Genomic DNA, 14,264 nt, shown 5'->3' with positions numbered 1-14,264 from the left:
AGCATTAACTTTGGTGCAATTCATCAATAAATTTATTTTTGAAAGACCAATAAACAATATTAAAACACAAATAATTTAATTGCACCCAACGGGTTATTCTTATACTTTTAGTAATATTGCTATAACAAATGTAATTTTCACGAAAGGGGCGTCAGGACCTCAAACAGTTGATATAATAGGAGTAAGCAAGAATACTTGTTATATTCCTACCGGTACAAATACAAAATTAGATGTTCTTGAAACAGATTGTTCTACTTTAGGAATTGATCAAGCCAACATTAATTCAGCTCAAATAAAACTTTACCCTAATCCCGTTTCAAGTGTATTTAAAATAAATGTTGAAGCTGCTGAATTATATATTTATGATATGTCAGGTAAAATGGTAAAACAATTTAAAGGTTCCTTTAAAAAAGATTCAAATTTTGATATTAGCAATTTAGCCAAAGGAATGTATTTTGTAAAAGCAAAATCTGTTGACGGATTAGTATCTACACTGAAATTAGTTAAGGAATAAATTCTTTTTTGATAGAAGTTGTTTAAGTAGGTTTTAAACAACTTCTTTTCGATTGCAAAATTACTTCTATTTAAGAAATATACATATTTAAAAAATCCTATTATTGCTAGATTGGCTTTTTTGGTTTTGGGTGTTTTTATTATTGTTGCTCAATCTTGAATCTATGAATTCTTCCAGTATTGGGGTTTTGTATCGTTAGTTCTTTGAAACCAGTAGTCTTGGGTTACTTTATGTCCATCAAGGGTTCTCATTTTTCTTTCGAAAATCCAAATTGTGGGATTGAAAACCATATCGGTTACGGCCACGGTATATAATTGAGGATCTTCTTCAGCCTTTTTCTTTTCTTCTTCAAGTACAACTTCTAGGCCATTATGTTCCAAGAGTTTTTTCAAGAAATCCCTGCGGTCTTCGTCAACACCTTTTTCGACAAAAGTTACTCTTGTTTCTCCGATGCTTCCAAATGAATGTTTTCCGTCTAATGATGCCATAACTTATTTATTAAAAACGTTGCTTAATTCAAAAATGTAATCGTATAATGGACTGTATAAACCAAGAACCAGAATACCCAATACGGTAATTATTAGTCCTAAACGCATATAAATTTTGCTTTTGAAAAACGGGATTGGATTCTCGCTTTTTCTGATGAACATCGCTCTTACCACCAATAAATAATAATAAAGAGAGATGGTTACATTGACCACTGCCAAGAAAACCAATAGATAATACCCTTTGCTTGCAGCTGCTGCGAACAAGAAAAATTTACCAAAAAATCCTGCCACTGGAGGTATTCCCGCTAATGAAAATAAAGCCAACATCATCACAAGACTCAAGTTTGGATTAGTTCTGTACAAACCATTATAATCATCCCTGTTTTCTTTCCCAGTTTGCAAAGAAATTGCTTGTACCACTCCAAAAGCTGCTAAATTTGTGAATATGTAAACCATAATAAAATATACAACTGTAGCCGTTCCTAATTGTGTGCCAGAAATTAGACCTAATAAAATAAAACCAGCTTGGGCAATCGATGAAAACGCCAAGAAACGTTTCATATTCTGCTGGCGCAACGCGAATAAATTGCCAATAAACATTGTGGCAAGCGCTAATGCATAGATAATATTTTCCCAAACGGGCATTAATGATTTTAAAACAGTAAACATTAAAATCATCAAGATAAATGCGGCAGCTCCTTTTGAAATAACTGATAAATAGGAAGCAATTCCAATTGGCGCTCCTTCATAAACATCGGCAGTCCAAAAATGGAATGGGACCAAGGATATTTTGAATGCTAATCCTACAAAAAACAAGATGGAGCCTAATATCGTCAAGTTGGTTGATGTTAAAACGGCGATAACATCATTAAAATAAATGGAGCCTGTTGCAGCATACAACAACGAGATTCCAAATAAGGAAACTCCCGAAGCCAATCCCGCCGAAAGTATAAATTTAACGCCCGCTTCACTCGAAATTCTTTTTGAAGTTTCCCAAGCTACCAAAGCTGCAACCGGCAAGGTTGATAATTCCAATCCTATATAAAACATTAGAAAATCACCTGCAGAAATCATAAAATACATTCCTAAAAGAGAAGAAAATAGCAACATAAAGAACTCATTCCCTTTGTTCAATGGCACCATTTTTTCTTGAATCCAATCAGCTGATTGAAGCAAAACTATTAATACACCTACATTAAGCACATTTTTAAAGAGATGAATCAGCGTATTCGTGCGGAACATTCCGCCAAATAAACTCGTTTCTTCAATAGCAAAAAAGCCAATGATCGTGTGTATGCCAAATAACAATAGAGCTAAATGCACCAAACTTCCTTTTTTGTCTTTATGTATGAAAATTTCGCCTACAATCAACAATAATATAATTGTTAACAGGAAAATTTCTTGTCTCATTGCGATAAAACTGGTCAAATTCATTTTATTTATTTATTATAAATGATTTAATACTCCTTGAATAAACGGTTGGACACTGTCCATCGTCATATTGCTCAACCAAAGCGGTGCTACTCCCATTCCAATCATTGGAATTAACAACAGCATTATGCCTGTTACCTCGAACCAAGTTACCTTTGGTAAAACTAAAAATTCCTCATTTTTAACTTCTCCCATTAACATAATTCCCAGAACTCGTAAAATATAAACAGCGGTTACCACAATTGCCGAAACTGAAATTACGGTCGCTACTCTATAAAACATTTCTTCGTGTTGGAAAGCACCAACAAAAATGTTCATTTCGGCAACGAAACCACTAAATCCAGGTAACCCTAATGAAGCCAAACCTGCAATTACATAAATGACTGATATGAATGGCATAACTTTCAATAAACCTCCCAATTTGGTGATGTCTCGGGTGTGTGTTCTTCCGTAAATCATCCCGATTAAGGCAAAGAATAATGCTGTCATAAATCCGTGTGAGAGCGATTGTAGGATCGCACCGTTCCAAGCGGTTTTGTTCAACATCAATAAAGCGAACAACACCATTCCCAAGTGACTCACGGAGGAATATGCATTGATATATTTCAAATCGGTTTGTTTTAAAGCACCAAAGGCACCATAAATAACTCCCGTTGCGGATAAGATGATAAAGAACCAAGACCATTCGATAGCTCCCAGTGGCAATAAAAACATCGCAATTCTAAAAACTCCATAACCGCCTAATTTCATTAAAACTCCTGCGTGAAGCATTGACACTGCTGTTGGTGCCGAAGCGTGACCATCAGGAGACCAAGTATGAAAAGGAAATAATGCACCAAGAACGGCAAAGCCAATAAATGTCAAGGGGAAAAATAATTTTTGGGCTTCAAATGGAATATGAACTTTGGAAATTTCCAATATATTGAAAGTCAGCGCCCCTCCATCAGCATTGGAATTAAAGTAAATTCCCAATACGCCAACTAATAAAACAGCTGAAGCTCCCATCAACATTAAAGTTAACTTCATTGCTGAATATTCTTTTGGTCCTGAACCCCATATTCCAATCAGCAAATACATTGGGATTACGGCAATTTCGTAGAAAACAAACATTGTGAACAAATCGATGGAAATAAAGAATCCATAAACGCCAGTAGCCAACACTAAAAGCGAGATGAAGAATTCTTTAGGCAAATCGTCGGTTTTCCAAGAAATGAAAACACCGGCTAACACTACTATTGAGGTCAACAACAATAAAGCTACTGAAATTCCATCAACTCCAATGGCATAATGTACATTGAAATTTTTAAACCAAACTGTATCTTGGGTAAAAAGCATTACGCTTTTATTGACAGCTCTTTCTCTAAAATAAGCAAAAAGCAAATTGATAGCCATTCCGAGTTGAATGAAACTTCCAATCATTGAAATAATTCGTGCCTGTTTTAATCCTTTGGAGAAAACCAAAGCTATAACTGTGAGTACAGGAACAATTACAAAAAGTGATAAAATATCCATATTAATTGATTAGTTTGTCCATAAATAAATGAAAACCAAAGCGATAACTACAACTCCTGAGACAAAAAACATTGCATAATCTTGTAATTTTCCAGATTGCAATCCTTTTATTTTTTCAGAAATGATAACTGTTTTGTTTCCAATGCCTTCCATTGTTCCATCCACATATTTCTTGTCGAATTTGGCAATCGGAGTAGAAATTAAATTAAAAACAATTTTCTTGGTAACGAACATATAGATTTCGTCGAAATAAAATTTATTGTATGTCCATTTGTAAAACATTCCGAATCCATTGGCAAACCTTTCGGCCAAGTCATTTTCTTTTTTGTAGAAAACCCAGGCAAGGATGATTCCAACTAATCCTGTTCCAACTGCGACTGCTGCCATTGGATAATTGAGATGTCCTTCGAAACCTGCTTTATCTGCAGTTATGAATTCGCTGAAAGGAATAAATCCTGCCACGACACTCATAAATGCCAAGAATAAAAGAGGAAATGTCATCGAAATTGGCGATTCGTGTGGAGCGTGTTCGTACTTGGTTTCTTTCCCCCAAAATATTCCAAAATAAAGTCGGAACATATAAAAGGCAGTTAATCCCGCTACAAATAATGCCATAAAATAAATCAACTGATTTTTTTCGAACGCTGCTACCAAAATCTCGTCTTTACTCCAAAACCCTGCAAACGGCGGAACTCCGGCAATTGCTAATGCTGCAATTAAGAACGTAATATTGGTAATTGGCATATACTTCCGCAAACCGCCCATATCTTTCAAATAATTGCTGTGAACCGCGTGAATCACGGAACCAGCACCCAAGAATAACAAGGCTTTGAACATTGCGTGAGTAAACAAATGGAACATTGACGCCATATAACCAACTCCTTCTTCGCCTTTATAACTAGAAACGCCTAATGCCAACATCATATAACCAATTTGTGACATTGTCGAAAAAGCCAAAACTCGTTTAATATCGGTTTGCGTGACGGCGATTATCGCCGCAAACAAGGAAGAAAATGCTCCCACATAAGCAACAATATTCAAGGTGAATCCACCTTCAACGAAATAATACATTGGGAATAATCGGGCCACCAAATAGACTCCAGCTACAACCATTGTTGCTGCGTGAATCAAGGCAGAAACCGGTGTTGGTCCTTCCATCGCGTCCGGTAACCAAATGTGTAATGGGAACATTGCTGATTTTCCCGCGCCACCCATAAATATGAGAAGCAATGCCCAAGTAATCACTGATAATCCCATAAAAGAGGAAGCGCCCCAATGAAGAAGCAATCCTTCGCCTTCAGGATTTACAGCGTTTAACGTTTGAAAGTCAAAAGTACCAGCATAATAGCCAACTATCAAAATCCCGATTAAGAAACCTAAATCAGCAAAACGAGTGACAATAAATGCTTTTTTTGCTGCAGCAACTGCAGAAGTTTTGGTGTAATAATATCCAATTAACAAATAAGAAGAAACTCCCACTAATTCCCAAAAAATATAGATTTGGAAAAGGTTTGTTGCCAATACCAATCCAAGCATTGAAAAGGAAAACAGCGATAAGAAGGCAAAGAATTTGGTATAACCATCATCACCTTTCATATAACCTCGGCTATAAATGTGCACCATCAGGGAAATTGTGGTCACCACGATGAGCATCATAACGGAAATTGGATCAATCAAAATCCCCATATCAATATGCAAGGTATCTGTGAAGTTCATCCACACTGTTTTTTCAACAATAGTTTGGTAAACGCCGTCGACTTTTCCCAGTACAAAAAAGTATTGGTAAGCAGTATAATAAGACAATGCTGCTGAAGTAGCCAATCCCAAAACACCAATATAACCAGAAACTGCCGGTTTAATTTGTTGGTTAAAAATCCCCAAAAGCAAGAAAACAGCCAGCGGAATAAACGGAATAAATAATATATAAGTTATGTTCATAGTTGATGAATATTAATACTTCATAATTTCAGTGTCCTTCACTTCAACAGAGCTAATTTGTCTGTAAAGATTAATTATGATTGCAACAGCCAGCGCAGTTTCGGCGGCAGCCACGGCAATAATAAAAATCGAAAAGAAAACACCCTGTAACACATCCGGATATAAATATTTGTTGATAACAACAAAGTTTATAGCCGAGGCATTTAATAGTAATTCGAGAGAAATTAAAATCGAAATCAAGTTTTTTCGTGTAAGAAACCCATAAATCCCTATAAAAAACAGGATAGAGGTAAGGGTAAAAATTTCGTATATGCTAATTCCGGCTATCATAATGTGTCGTCGTTTTTAGTTAGTTTGTCTCCTTTTCCAATGATTATTGCTCCAATCATTGCAGCCAATAATAGAATACTGATCACTTCAAAAGGCAATATGAATCCACCTGCCCCGTAGCTTAAAAGACCCATTCCAATATCGTTAACATCGGTAGTTTTAGAATTTTCGACAACAGTAAAATTTGTTGAATAAATGACGGACAAGAAAACACCAAGCCCAATCAAACAAACCAATCCGGTTAGTAATTTTTTGGATAATTTTGCCATTTCCAGTTCCATTTCGATATGGTGAACCAACAAAACCGAGAAAATAACCAAAACGATAATTCCTCCTGCGTAAACTGTCAATTGAACGGCTGCCAAGAAATTATAATCAATCAAAAAGTAAATTCCGGCTACACCAATAAGCACAAACAGTAGATAAATAACTGATCGAAGCATCTGGCGACTCGTTACAGAAGCAATGGCAGCAACAATCATTATCAATGCCAAGATATAAAATACAATTTTTTCCATAAGATTAATCTTCTACTCCAGGCATCAATTTAGATCCTGGTTTGTTTAAAACTCTAGTGAGATATGTTCTGTCGTAAACGGAATTTTCAAAATTTTGTGCCCATTTGATGGCATCGGTAGGGCAGGCTTCAATACATAAACTACACATTGTACACATTCCTAAATGGTAAATATGCTTGTCTATCATTTTTTTCTTTTTACCTGTTTCAGGGTCAACTTGTCTGTCCCAAATGATTTCGATGCTACCGTTTGGACAAGCCAATTCACATTTTTGACAACCCGTACATCGGTGTTCATTGTTCTCGTCGTGAGGCATAACCACTTCGCCGCGAAAACGTTCGAACATTTTTAAAGTATCTCGATTATCTGGATATTGCTGGGTTATGGCACCTTTTCTGGAATGTAAAAAGTACTTTCCGGTAACACTCATCCCTGTGAGAAGCGATTTTACCGCATTATATATATCTGAAAAATAACTCATAATTATTAAAATTTAATGGTTAATCCTAGCAATACCATTAATGCCATCAAAACCAAGTTCATTAAGTTTAAAGGAAGCAAATATTTCCATTCCAATACCAGTAGTTGGTCGATTCTCAATCTAGGAAACGTCCACCTGAACCACATCATTAGAAATATTAATATTAATGTTTTTGCCAAAAACCAAAACACGCCCAATAATGGTATTGATTCTGTTATTCCAAAAGGAGATAAATAGGCTCCAAAAAATACGGTTGTGGCGATTGCTGCGATGATAAACATATTGATGAATTCTGCCAAAAAGAAATAAGCGAACTTCATTCCCGAATATTCTGTGTGGAAACCAGCACCCAATTCTGATTCGGCTTCAACCAAATCAAAAGGAGCTCTGTTCGTTTCTGCAGTTCCAGCAATCATATAAATGCAAAAGGCGATGATGGCAGGAATGTGTCCTTGAACAATGAGCCAGCTGTGTTTTTGAACTTCGACTATTTGCGAAAGTTGTAAAGAACCCGTCATTACCACCATTGTCAAAAGCGATAAACCAACGGATAATTCGTAACTAATCGTTTGAACACCGCTTCGCATCGCGCCAATCAAGGAAAACTTGTTGTTGCTGCTCCAACCGGCCAATAAAATTCCGATAACTCCAATGGACGATATGGATGTTAAAAAGAAAATACCTATATTAATGTCAAAGGCTTGAAATTCTTTCGAAAAAGGAAATAGAGAAAGCGCCATCAATGCTGTAATGATAACAAAATAAGGAGCTAGATTGTATAAGAATTTGTCGGCTTTTATGGTAACGGTCAGCTCTTTGGAAACTAGTTTCAAGGCATCGGCCATTGTTTGCAACAATCCTTGGTAACCGACTCTGTTTGGTCCAAGTCGCAATTGAAACCAAGCTGCAACTCTTCTTTCAAGTAAAACCAAGTACAAACCGGCAACTGCAAAAATAGCAAGATAAACTACGGCTATTAAGACCATTTCCACAATGCTTGCAGTGGTTTCCGGCATCAGGCTAAAAAGCCATTCGTGAATATTTTTTGTAATGTTCATAGAATTAATTTTATCGGTCAATATCAGGAATTACAAGGTCTAAAGTTGCCATAGTTGCAACCAAATCCCCAATTTTTCCGCCAACTGCAATATGATTTAATAAAGATAAATTGGAAAATCCGGGAGATCTGAATTTCATTCGATACGGATTTTTAGTTCCTGTGCTAATAATATAAACTCCTAGTTCACCTCTTGCAGTCTCTACTTTTTGGTAATATTCACCTTCGGGTAGTTTGATAACGGTATTGGTTTTGGCAAAAAAATCACCTTCAGGAATATTGTCAATTAATTGTTCGATTATCGACAAGGATTCCCACATTTCCAAAATTCTAACTTGATAACGGGCATAAGTATCGCCTTCGGTTTTTAAGATTTCGTTGAAAGTTACTTTATCATATGCACTGTATGAATGGTGTTTTCTCACATCGCAAGAATAACCGGAAGCACGACCTACAGGGCCAGAGGCACCAAAAGAAATCGCATCCTCTTTGGATAAAATTCCAATGCCTTCCATCCTTTTTCGAAAAATGATATTTCCGGTCAAAAGCGTGTCGTATTCAGGTAATTTTGTTTTGAAATGGGCAATAAATTCTTTGGTTCTTTTTACAAAATTCGGGTGAATGTCAAACATTAATCCGCCGGGAATGTTGTAGTTCATCGTTAAACGAGCGCCACAAGTTTCTTCGAAAATATCGTTTATCATTTCACGATCCCTGAAACCATAAAAGTACGTTGTCAAAGCACCAACGTCCATTCCCATTACTCCCCACCATAAAGTATGGGAAGCGATTCGGGTTAATTCCGAAATAATGGTTCGAATGACTTTAACGCGTTCTGGAACTTCAACTTGAAGGGCATTTTCAACAGTTAAACAAACCGCTTCGTTGTTGATGTGAGAAGACAAATAATCCATTCGATCCGTCAAATGCACGATTTGTTGATAGCTGTCACGTTCACACATTTTTTCGATGGAACGGTGAATATACCCCAAGTCTGGTTCCACTTTTTTAATTATTTCACCGTCAATAGTCAATAAAAGTCGCAAAACACCGTGAGTTGCTGGGTGTTGCGGTCCCATATTAATTTGATATTCTTCGGATTTAAAGTTGTTTTTTATGGTGGTTGTATCCATTTTTACTTATTTGATAATCATATTAATTTCATCTACGTAATCTTTCCTCAAAGGAAAACCGTCCCAGTCTTCGGTTAGAAAAAGTCTTTGTAGATTAGGATGATTAGTGAATATTATTCCGAAGAAATCAAAAACTTCTCTTTCGTGGAATTCGGCAGTATACCAAATATCGCAAATCGTATCAAATGTTGGATTATCGCGATCTTCAGTTTTTACTTTTACGACTAATTGATGTCTATGAGTGGTAGATTCCAGATGATAAACAACGCCTAATGCTGTCCCCCAATCCACGCCACTCAGGCAAAACAAATAATCGAAATTCGTTTCAGAACTGCTTTTTAATTGCGTCATTAATTGGTGCAATTGAGCAGGTTGAACTGTAATATTTAAAAACTGTGATTTTTCTTCAGTGAATTCTACTTCGGGAATCCAGGTGCTTATTAAATTTTGTAGTGCTTCGTTAGTCATAACTTTTTTATTTTAAAGTCCTTCGTCAAACCCATCAATTGGGAAAACTTTGGCTTTCATATTTTCTGTTTTGATTTTTGCTTGAAGCATTAGCATTCCTTCTAATAATGCTTCAGGTCGAGGCGGACAACCTGGAACGTAAACATCAACGGGTATAACGTGGTCAGCTCCTTTTACCACAGAATACGAATTGTAATAAAATGGACCTCCAGAAATAGCGCAAGCTCCCATTGCAATCACGTATTTTGGTTCCGCCATTTGATCATATAAACGACGTAAAACAGGAGCCATTTTATTGACGATAGTTCCTGCAATAATAATTAAATCGGCTTGTCTAGGAGAAGGTCTTGCTACTTCAAAACCAAATCTGGAATAATCGTGGCGAGCAGCTCCGGTTTGCATCATTTCGATGGCACAACAACTGGTTCCAAAATAAAGGGACCAAAGCGAGTTGGCTCGGCCCCAATTTATTATGTCATCTAATGAGGTAACTAAAATGTTAGCTCCATTACCTCCAGGAATTACTTTTCCAGGAAAATCTGCCGGTATATCAGGGGTGTTATTTATTCCCATTTTAATGCTTCTTTTTTCCAGGCGTAGGCCAAGCCTAGACCTAATATTACTAAAAATATGATGATTTCATAGAAGGCGACTATTCCAATTTTTTGGAAAACAACAGCCCAAGGAATCAAAAATGCTACCTCGACATCAAAAACCAAGAATAAAATAGCGTATAAATAATAGCCAACTTTAAACTGAACCCACGTTGGCCCGATAGTTGTCATCCCGCTCTCATACGGTTCACGCTTTTGTGAATTGTCTGATTTTGGTGAGAGTAAATTAGATAAGAAATTTGCGCCAGCAACCAGAACGACGCCGGCTAACAAGAAAACTATAATTGCTTCTGAACCCATACTTATTATTTTTTATTCGTTTGTTTTAAAATGCAAATCTAAATTAATAAATCTACTTATCCCATAGGATAATAAATTTACTATTAAATAATTTTATTTTACCTCATAAGTTTCTCCCGAGAAGAATAAATCATCGGTTTTTGTGAATTTCGATGCTGCTTTTACTTGAGCAGTCAATTCCTCTTCTCTTTCTTCTAAAGTGACGTCATCGAAACTTCTGATAACTCCAGTCGCCAATGGAGATTCTAATCGAACCAACATATAGTGAAGTGTTGGATCTTTTTCTTTGGCATTGTGTACCAACAAATCTTCCTGTGTAATTCCGTTTTCACCAATGGTTACGGTTTCTAATTTCAGACCTTTTAAAACTAATCCTTTGTCACGGTTTTTACCAAAAATCATTGGTTTTCCGTGTTCAAGATAGATTTGTTTGTCATCTTTAACTTCTTTATCTGTAATATGATTGAAGCATCCGTCATTAAAAATAACGCAGTTTTGTAAAACTTCGATTAAAGAAGTTCCTTTAAATTGATGGGCTTCAGTAAAAATCTGACCCATTTCTTTTGGACTTCCGCCTCCAACTCTTGCAAAAAATCGGGCTTGAGCGCCTAATGCTAATTCACCAGGTGAAAAAGGAGGTTGTGTATTTCCGTAAGGAGAAGATTTTGTTTTTTGTCCAATTAATGAAGTTGGAGAAAATTGCCCTTTGGTTAAACCATAAATTTCATTATTGAAAAGAATAATATTCAAATCGATATTTCTACGTAAAACGTGAATAAAATGATTTCCACCAATAGCCATTGCATCACCATCTCCAGTTGCAATCCAAACGCTTAAGTTAGGATTTGCCAATTTCACACCCGAAGCAATTCCGGGAGCTCTACCGTGAATACTATGAATTCCATATGAATTAATATAATAAGGAAAACGAGAAGAACATCCGATACCAGATACGAAAACTACGTTTTCTCTGGCAACACCCATTTCAGGAAGTGCTTTTTGCATCGTGCGTAAAATCACATAATCATCGCAACCCGGGCACCATCTTACTTCTTGATCACTTGTAAAATCTTTAGCAGTATATTTTTTTTCAGCAGTAGTTTCCATAATTATACTAGTTCTTTAAATTTTTGAATAAGGTCATCGTTAGCAAATGGTAATCCTTGGACTTTATTGAATTGTAAAAATTCAAATTTGCTGTGTTTAGTTTTTAAAATACTTGCAAATTGACCAGAGTTTAATTCGCAAACAAGAATTTTTTTGAATTTGGATAAAATTTCCGCTGTATTTTTTGGCATTGGATTAATATAATTGAAATGTGCGTAGCCAACGTTTTTATATCCTTCATCACTTATTTGTTTTACTGCAGAATGTAAAGAACCATAAGTTCCACCCCAACCAATTACCAATAAATCTCCGGCATCAGCAAATTCAGTTTCTATGTCTGGAATATTAAATTTAACACGTTCAATTTTTTCTGCTCTGATGTTAGTCATAGTCTCGTGGTTTGCAGGCTCATATGAAATATTTCCTGTAACAGCATCTTTTTCTAAACCACCAATTCTATGTTCTAATCCTGGAGTTCCTGGGATAGCCCAATTTCGAGCAAGTGTTTTCTCATCTCTATCATAAGGATGCCAGTTTTCTTTAACTTCTGTAATCCTGTTGTTTTTAATAGCAGGCATTTCGGCAACGGTTTTAATTTTCCAAGGAGCAGAACCATTTGCGATATATCCATCAGTCAATAAAATAACTGGCGTCATATGTTCTAATGCAAGTCGTGCCGCCTCATAAGCAAAATTAAAACAATTGGCTGGCGTACTTGCAGCTATAACAATAACCGGGCTTTCGCCATTTCTGCCATACATTGCTTGTAGTAAATCTGATTGTTCGGTTTTTGTTGGTAAACCAGTTGATGGTCCGCCACGTTGAACATTAACGACAACCAAAGGTAATTCAGTCATTATGGCTAAACCAATAGCTTCGCCTTTTAGTGCTAATCCCGGTCCTGAAGTAGTTGTAATTGCTAAATCACCTGCAAATGAAGCTCCAATTGCTGAAGTTACACCTGCAATTTCATCTTCTGCCTGAAAAGCTTTTACACCAAAATGTTTGTGTTTAACTAATTCGTGTAAAATATCAGTAGCAGGAGTTATTGGATAAGAACCTAAGAATAATTCCAATCCAGATTTTTCGGCTGCTGCCAAAAATCCCCAAGCGGTTGCTGTGTTACCCATAATAATTCTATAGGTTCCAGCTTCCATTTTTGCGGGAGAAATGGTATAAGAGTTTGGAATCAATTCTAAAGTCTCAGCAAAATAATAGCCTGCATTTAAAACTTTGGTATTCGATTCTATTAAAGAAGGTTTAGATTTGAATTTTTTATTAAAAAAATCAATTGTATGTTCTAAAGAACGGTTGTACATCCAATAAACCATACCAAGAGAAAACATATTTTTACTTCTTGAAATAGCTTTATTATCCAATCCTGCAACATCTTTCAAAGCCTCTTTGGTTAAAGAAGTCATATCAACTTCAATAACTCTAAAGTTGTCAAGACTTCCATCTTCTAATGGATTTGTGGTATATTCTGCTTTATCTAAATTTTTCTTTGTAAATGAATCGGTATCTACTATTAAAGTGTGACCAGGTTTTAAAGCATATATGTTGGTTTTTAAAGCAGCAGGATTCATAGCAACCAATAAATCGACACTATCACCAGGAGTGCTTACTTCGACACTACCTATATGTACTTGAAATCCAGAAACTCCATATAAACTTCCTTGAGGAGCTCTAATTTCGGAAGGGTAATTTGGGAAAGTGGCAATATCGTTGCCAAACATAGCTGAAGTATCAGAAAACTGTGTTCCTGTCAACTGCATTCCATCACCAGAATCACCAACAAACCGAATTACTACGGCTTCCAATTTTTCAGGTTGAAGTTTTATTTTATCTGCAATCATAATTTAGGGAATTTAATATTTCAAAATTGATTAATATAACAATAATTGATAGGCAAATTTAATTTCACTTTTTAGATTAAAATATGACGAATATCATATAAAAGTAATAAAAAGACATTTAATTTTACAAAGAATTAAAAATATAAAACCATGGCAATAATTATTACGGACGAATGTATCAACTGTGATGCATGTATATCAGAATGTCCAAACAACGCAATTTATGAACCAGATGACAAATGGTCTTATGCTGACGGATCATCTTTAAAAGGAATGGTAAAAACACCAAAAGGTGTAGATGTTGATGCTAGTGAAGAACACGATCCTATTTCTGACGAGTTTTTCTATATTGTATCAGACAAATGTACGGAATGTAAAGGTTTCCACGACAAACCACAATGCGCTTCTGTTTGTCCAGTAGACTGTTGTATACTTGATGAGAGTCATATTGAAACAGAAACTGAACTGTTAGCGAAAAAAGCTTGGTTGCATAGTGAAAACTAATTAAAAAAAAAGC

Annotated in this window: 16 protein-coding genes; 2 read left to right on the top strand and 14 right to left on the bottom strand. The window is 35.8% G+C overall.

Features of this window, described 5'->3' with window-relative positions; genetic code table 11:
* The first annotated feature begins 79 nt into the window (after positions 1–79).
* Positions 80–514 (top strand): T9SS type A sorting domain-containing protein, encoded by a 435-nt coding sequence (locus tag ACH2BV_RS15090; protein ID WP_395051614.1) that lies wholly within the window; start codon positions 80–82, stop codon positions 512–514.
* Positions 515–675: 161 nt separating this feature from the next.
* Here the strand turns inward: ACH2BV_RS15090 and ACH2BV_RS15085 are convergent, their stop codons facing one another.
* The 14 genes from ACH2BV_RS15085 to ACH2BV_RS15020 all read right to left on the bottom strand — a co-directional run bounded on the left by ACH2BV_RS15085 (position 676) and on the right by ACH2BV_RS15020 (position 13,747).
* Positions 676–1,002, bottom strand: a complete 327-nt coding sequence (locus tag ACH2BV_RS15085) for a hypothetical protein (RefSeq protein WP_395051613.1) — start codon at positions 1,000–1,002, stop codon at positions 676–678.
* A gap of 3 nt (positions 1,003–1,005) precedes the next feature.
* Entirely contained in the window at positions 1,006–2,436 is a 1,431-nt protein-coding gene (locus ACH2BV_RS15080; RefSeq protein WP_395051612.1) for an NADH-quinone oxidoreductase subunit N, read from the bottom strand.
* A gap of 12 nt (positions 2,437–2,448) precedes the next feature.
* Entirely contained in the window at positions 2,449–3,945 is a 1,497-nt protein-coding gene (locus ACH2BV_RS15075) for a NuoM family protein (RefSeq protein ID WP_395051611.1), read from the bottom strand.
* A 9-nt stretch (positions 3,946–3,954) separates the two neighbouring features.
* A complete protein-coding gene (gene nuoL, locus ACH2BV_RS15070; RefSeq protein ID WP_395051610.1) occupies positions 3,955–5,883 on the bottom strand; it encodes an NADH-quinone oxidoreductase subunit L in 1,929 nt (642 codons plus the stop codon).
* 12 nt (positions 5,884–5,895) lie between these two features.
* Entirely contained in the window at positions 5,896–6,213 is a 318-nt protein-coding gene (gene nuoK / locus ACH2BV_RS15065) for an NADH-quinone oxidoreductase subunit NuoK (RefSeq protein ID WP_395051609.1), read from the bottom strand.
* A complete protein-coding gene (locus ACH2BV_RS15060) occupies positions 6,210–6,731 on the bottom strand; it encodes an NADH-quinone oxidoreductase subunit J (protein ID WP_395051608.1) in 522 nt (173 codons plus the stop codon). Before ACH2BV_RS15060 ends, nuoK begins: the two co-directional genes overlap by 4 nt.
* A 4-nt stretch (positions 6,732–6,735) precedes the next feature.
* The gene (locus ACH2BV_RS15055) at positions 6,736–7,212 is read right to left on the bottom strand and encodes a 4Fe-4S binding protein (RefSeq protein ID WP_395051607.1); all 477 of its coding nucleotides are present in this window, start codon (positions 7,210–7,212) and stop codon (positions 6,736–6,738) included.
* A gap of 5 nt (positions 7,213–7,217) precedes the next feature.
* Complete coding sequence (gene nuoH, locus ACH2BV_RS15050) at positions 7,218–8,270, bottom strand: NADH-quinone oxidoreductase subunit NuoH (RefSeq protein ID WP_395051606.1); 1,053 nt, start codon at positions 8,268–8,270, stop codon at positions 7,218–7,220.
* 10 nt (positions 8,271–8,280) lie between these two features.
* Positions 8,281–9,402 (bottom strand): NADH-quinone oxidoreductase subunit D, encoded by a 1,122-nt coding sequence (locus ACH2BV_RS15045; RefSeq protein ID WP_395051605.1) that lies wholly within the window; start codon positions 9,400–9,402, stop codon positions 8,281–8,283.
* Between the two features lie 6 nt (positions 9,403–9,408).
* Complete coding sequence (locus ACH2BV_RS15040) at positions 9,409–9,870, bottom strand: NADH-quinone oxidoreductase subunit C (protein ID WP_395051603.1); 462 nt, start codon at positions 9,868–9,870, stop codon at positions 9,409–9,411.
* A 12-nt stretch (positions 9,871–9,882) separates the two neighbouring features.
* Positions 9,883–10,443, bottom strand: a complete 561-nt coding sequence (locus ACH2BV_RS15035) for an NADH-quinone oxidoreductase subunit B (protein WP_395051601.1) — start codon at positions 10,441–10,443, stop codon at positions 9,883–9,885.
* Positions 10,434–10,784 carry an NADH-quinone oxidoreductase subunit A gene (locus tag ACH2BV_RS15030; RefSeq protein WP_395051600.1) on the bottom strand — a complete coding sequence of 117 codons (351 nt, stop codon included), beginning with the start codon at positions 10,782–10,784 and terminating at the stop codon, positions 10,434–10,436. The genes ACH2BV_RS15035 and ACH2BV_RS15030 overlap by 10 nt, the downstream gene beginning before the upstream one ends.
* A 93-nt stretch (positions 10,785–10,877) precedes the next feature.
* On the bottom strand, positions 10,878–11,891 hold the full coding sequence (locus ACH2BV_RS15025; RefSeq protein WP_395051599.1) for a 2-oxoacid:ferredoxin oxidoreductase subunit beta: 1,014 nt from the start codon (positions 11,889–11,891) through the stop codon (positions 10,878–10,880).
* 2 nt (positions 11,892–11,893) lie between these two features.
* Entirely contained in the window at positions 11,894–13,747 is a 1,854-nt protein-coding gene (locus ACH2BV_RS15020; RefSeq protein WP_395051598.1) for a 2-oxoacid:acceptor oxidoreductase subunit alpha, read from the bottom strand.
* A 150-nt stretch (positions 13,748–13,897) separates the two neighbouring features.
* On the opposite strand from ACH2BV_RS15020, the gene ACH2BV_RS15015 reads away from it, so the two are divergent.
* Positions 13,898–14,251 carry a 4Fe-4S dicluster domain-containing protein gene (locus ACH2BV_RS15015; protein WP_395051597.1) on the top strand — a complete coding sequence of 118 codons (354 nt, stop codon included), beginning with the start codon at positions 13,898–13,900 and terminating at the stop codon, positions 14,249–14,251.
* Positions 14,252–14,264 lie beyond the last annotated feature (13 nt).

Source organism: Flavobacterium sp. (assembly GCF_043780635.1).
Taxonomy (GTDB): domain Bacteria; phylum Bacteroidota; class Bacteroidia; order Flavobacteriales; family Flavobacteriaceae; genus Flavobacterium.
The sequence above is the reverse complement of the archived record's forward strand: the minus strand, read 5'-3'. Positions and strand labels throughout refer to the sequence as shown.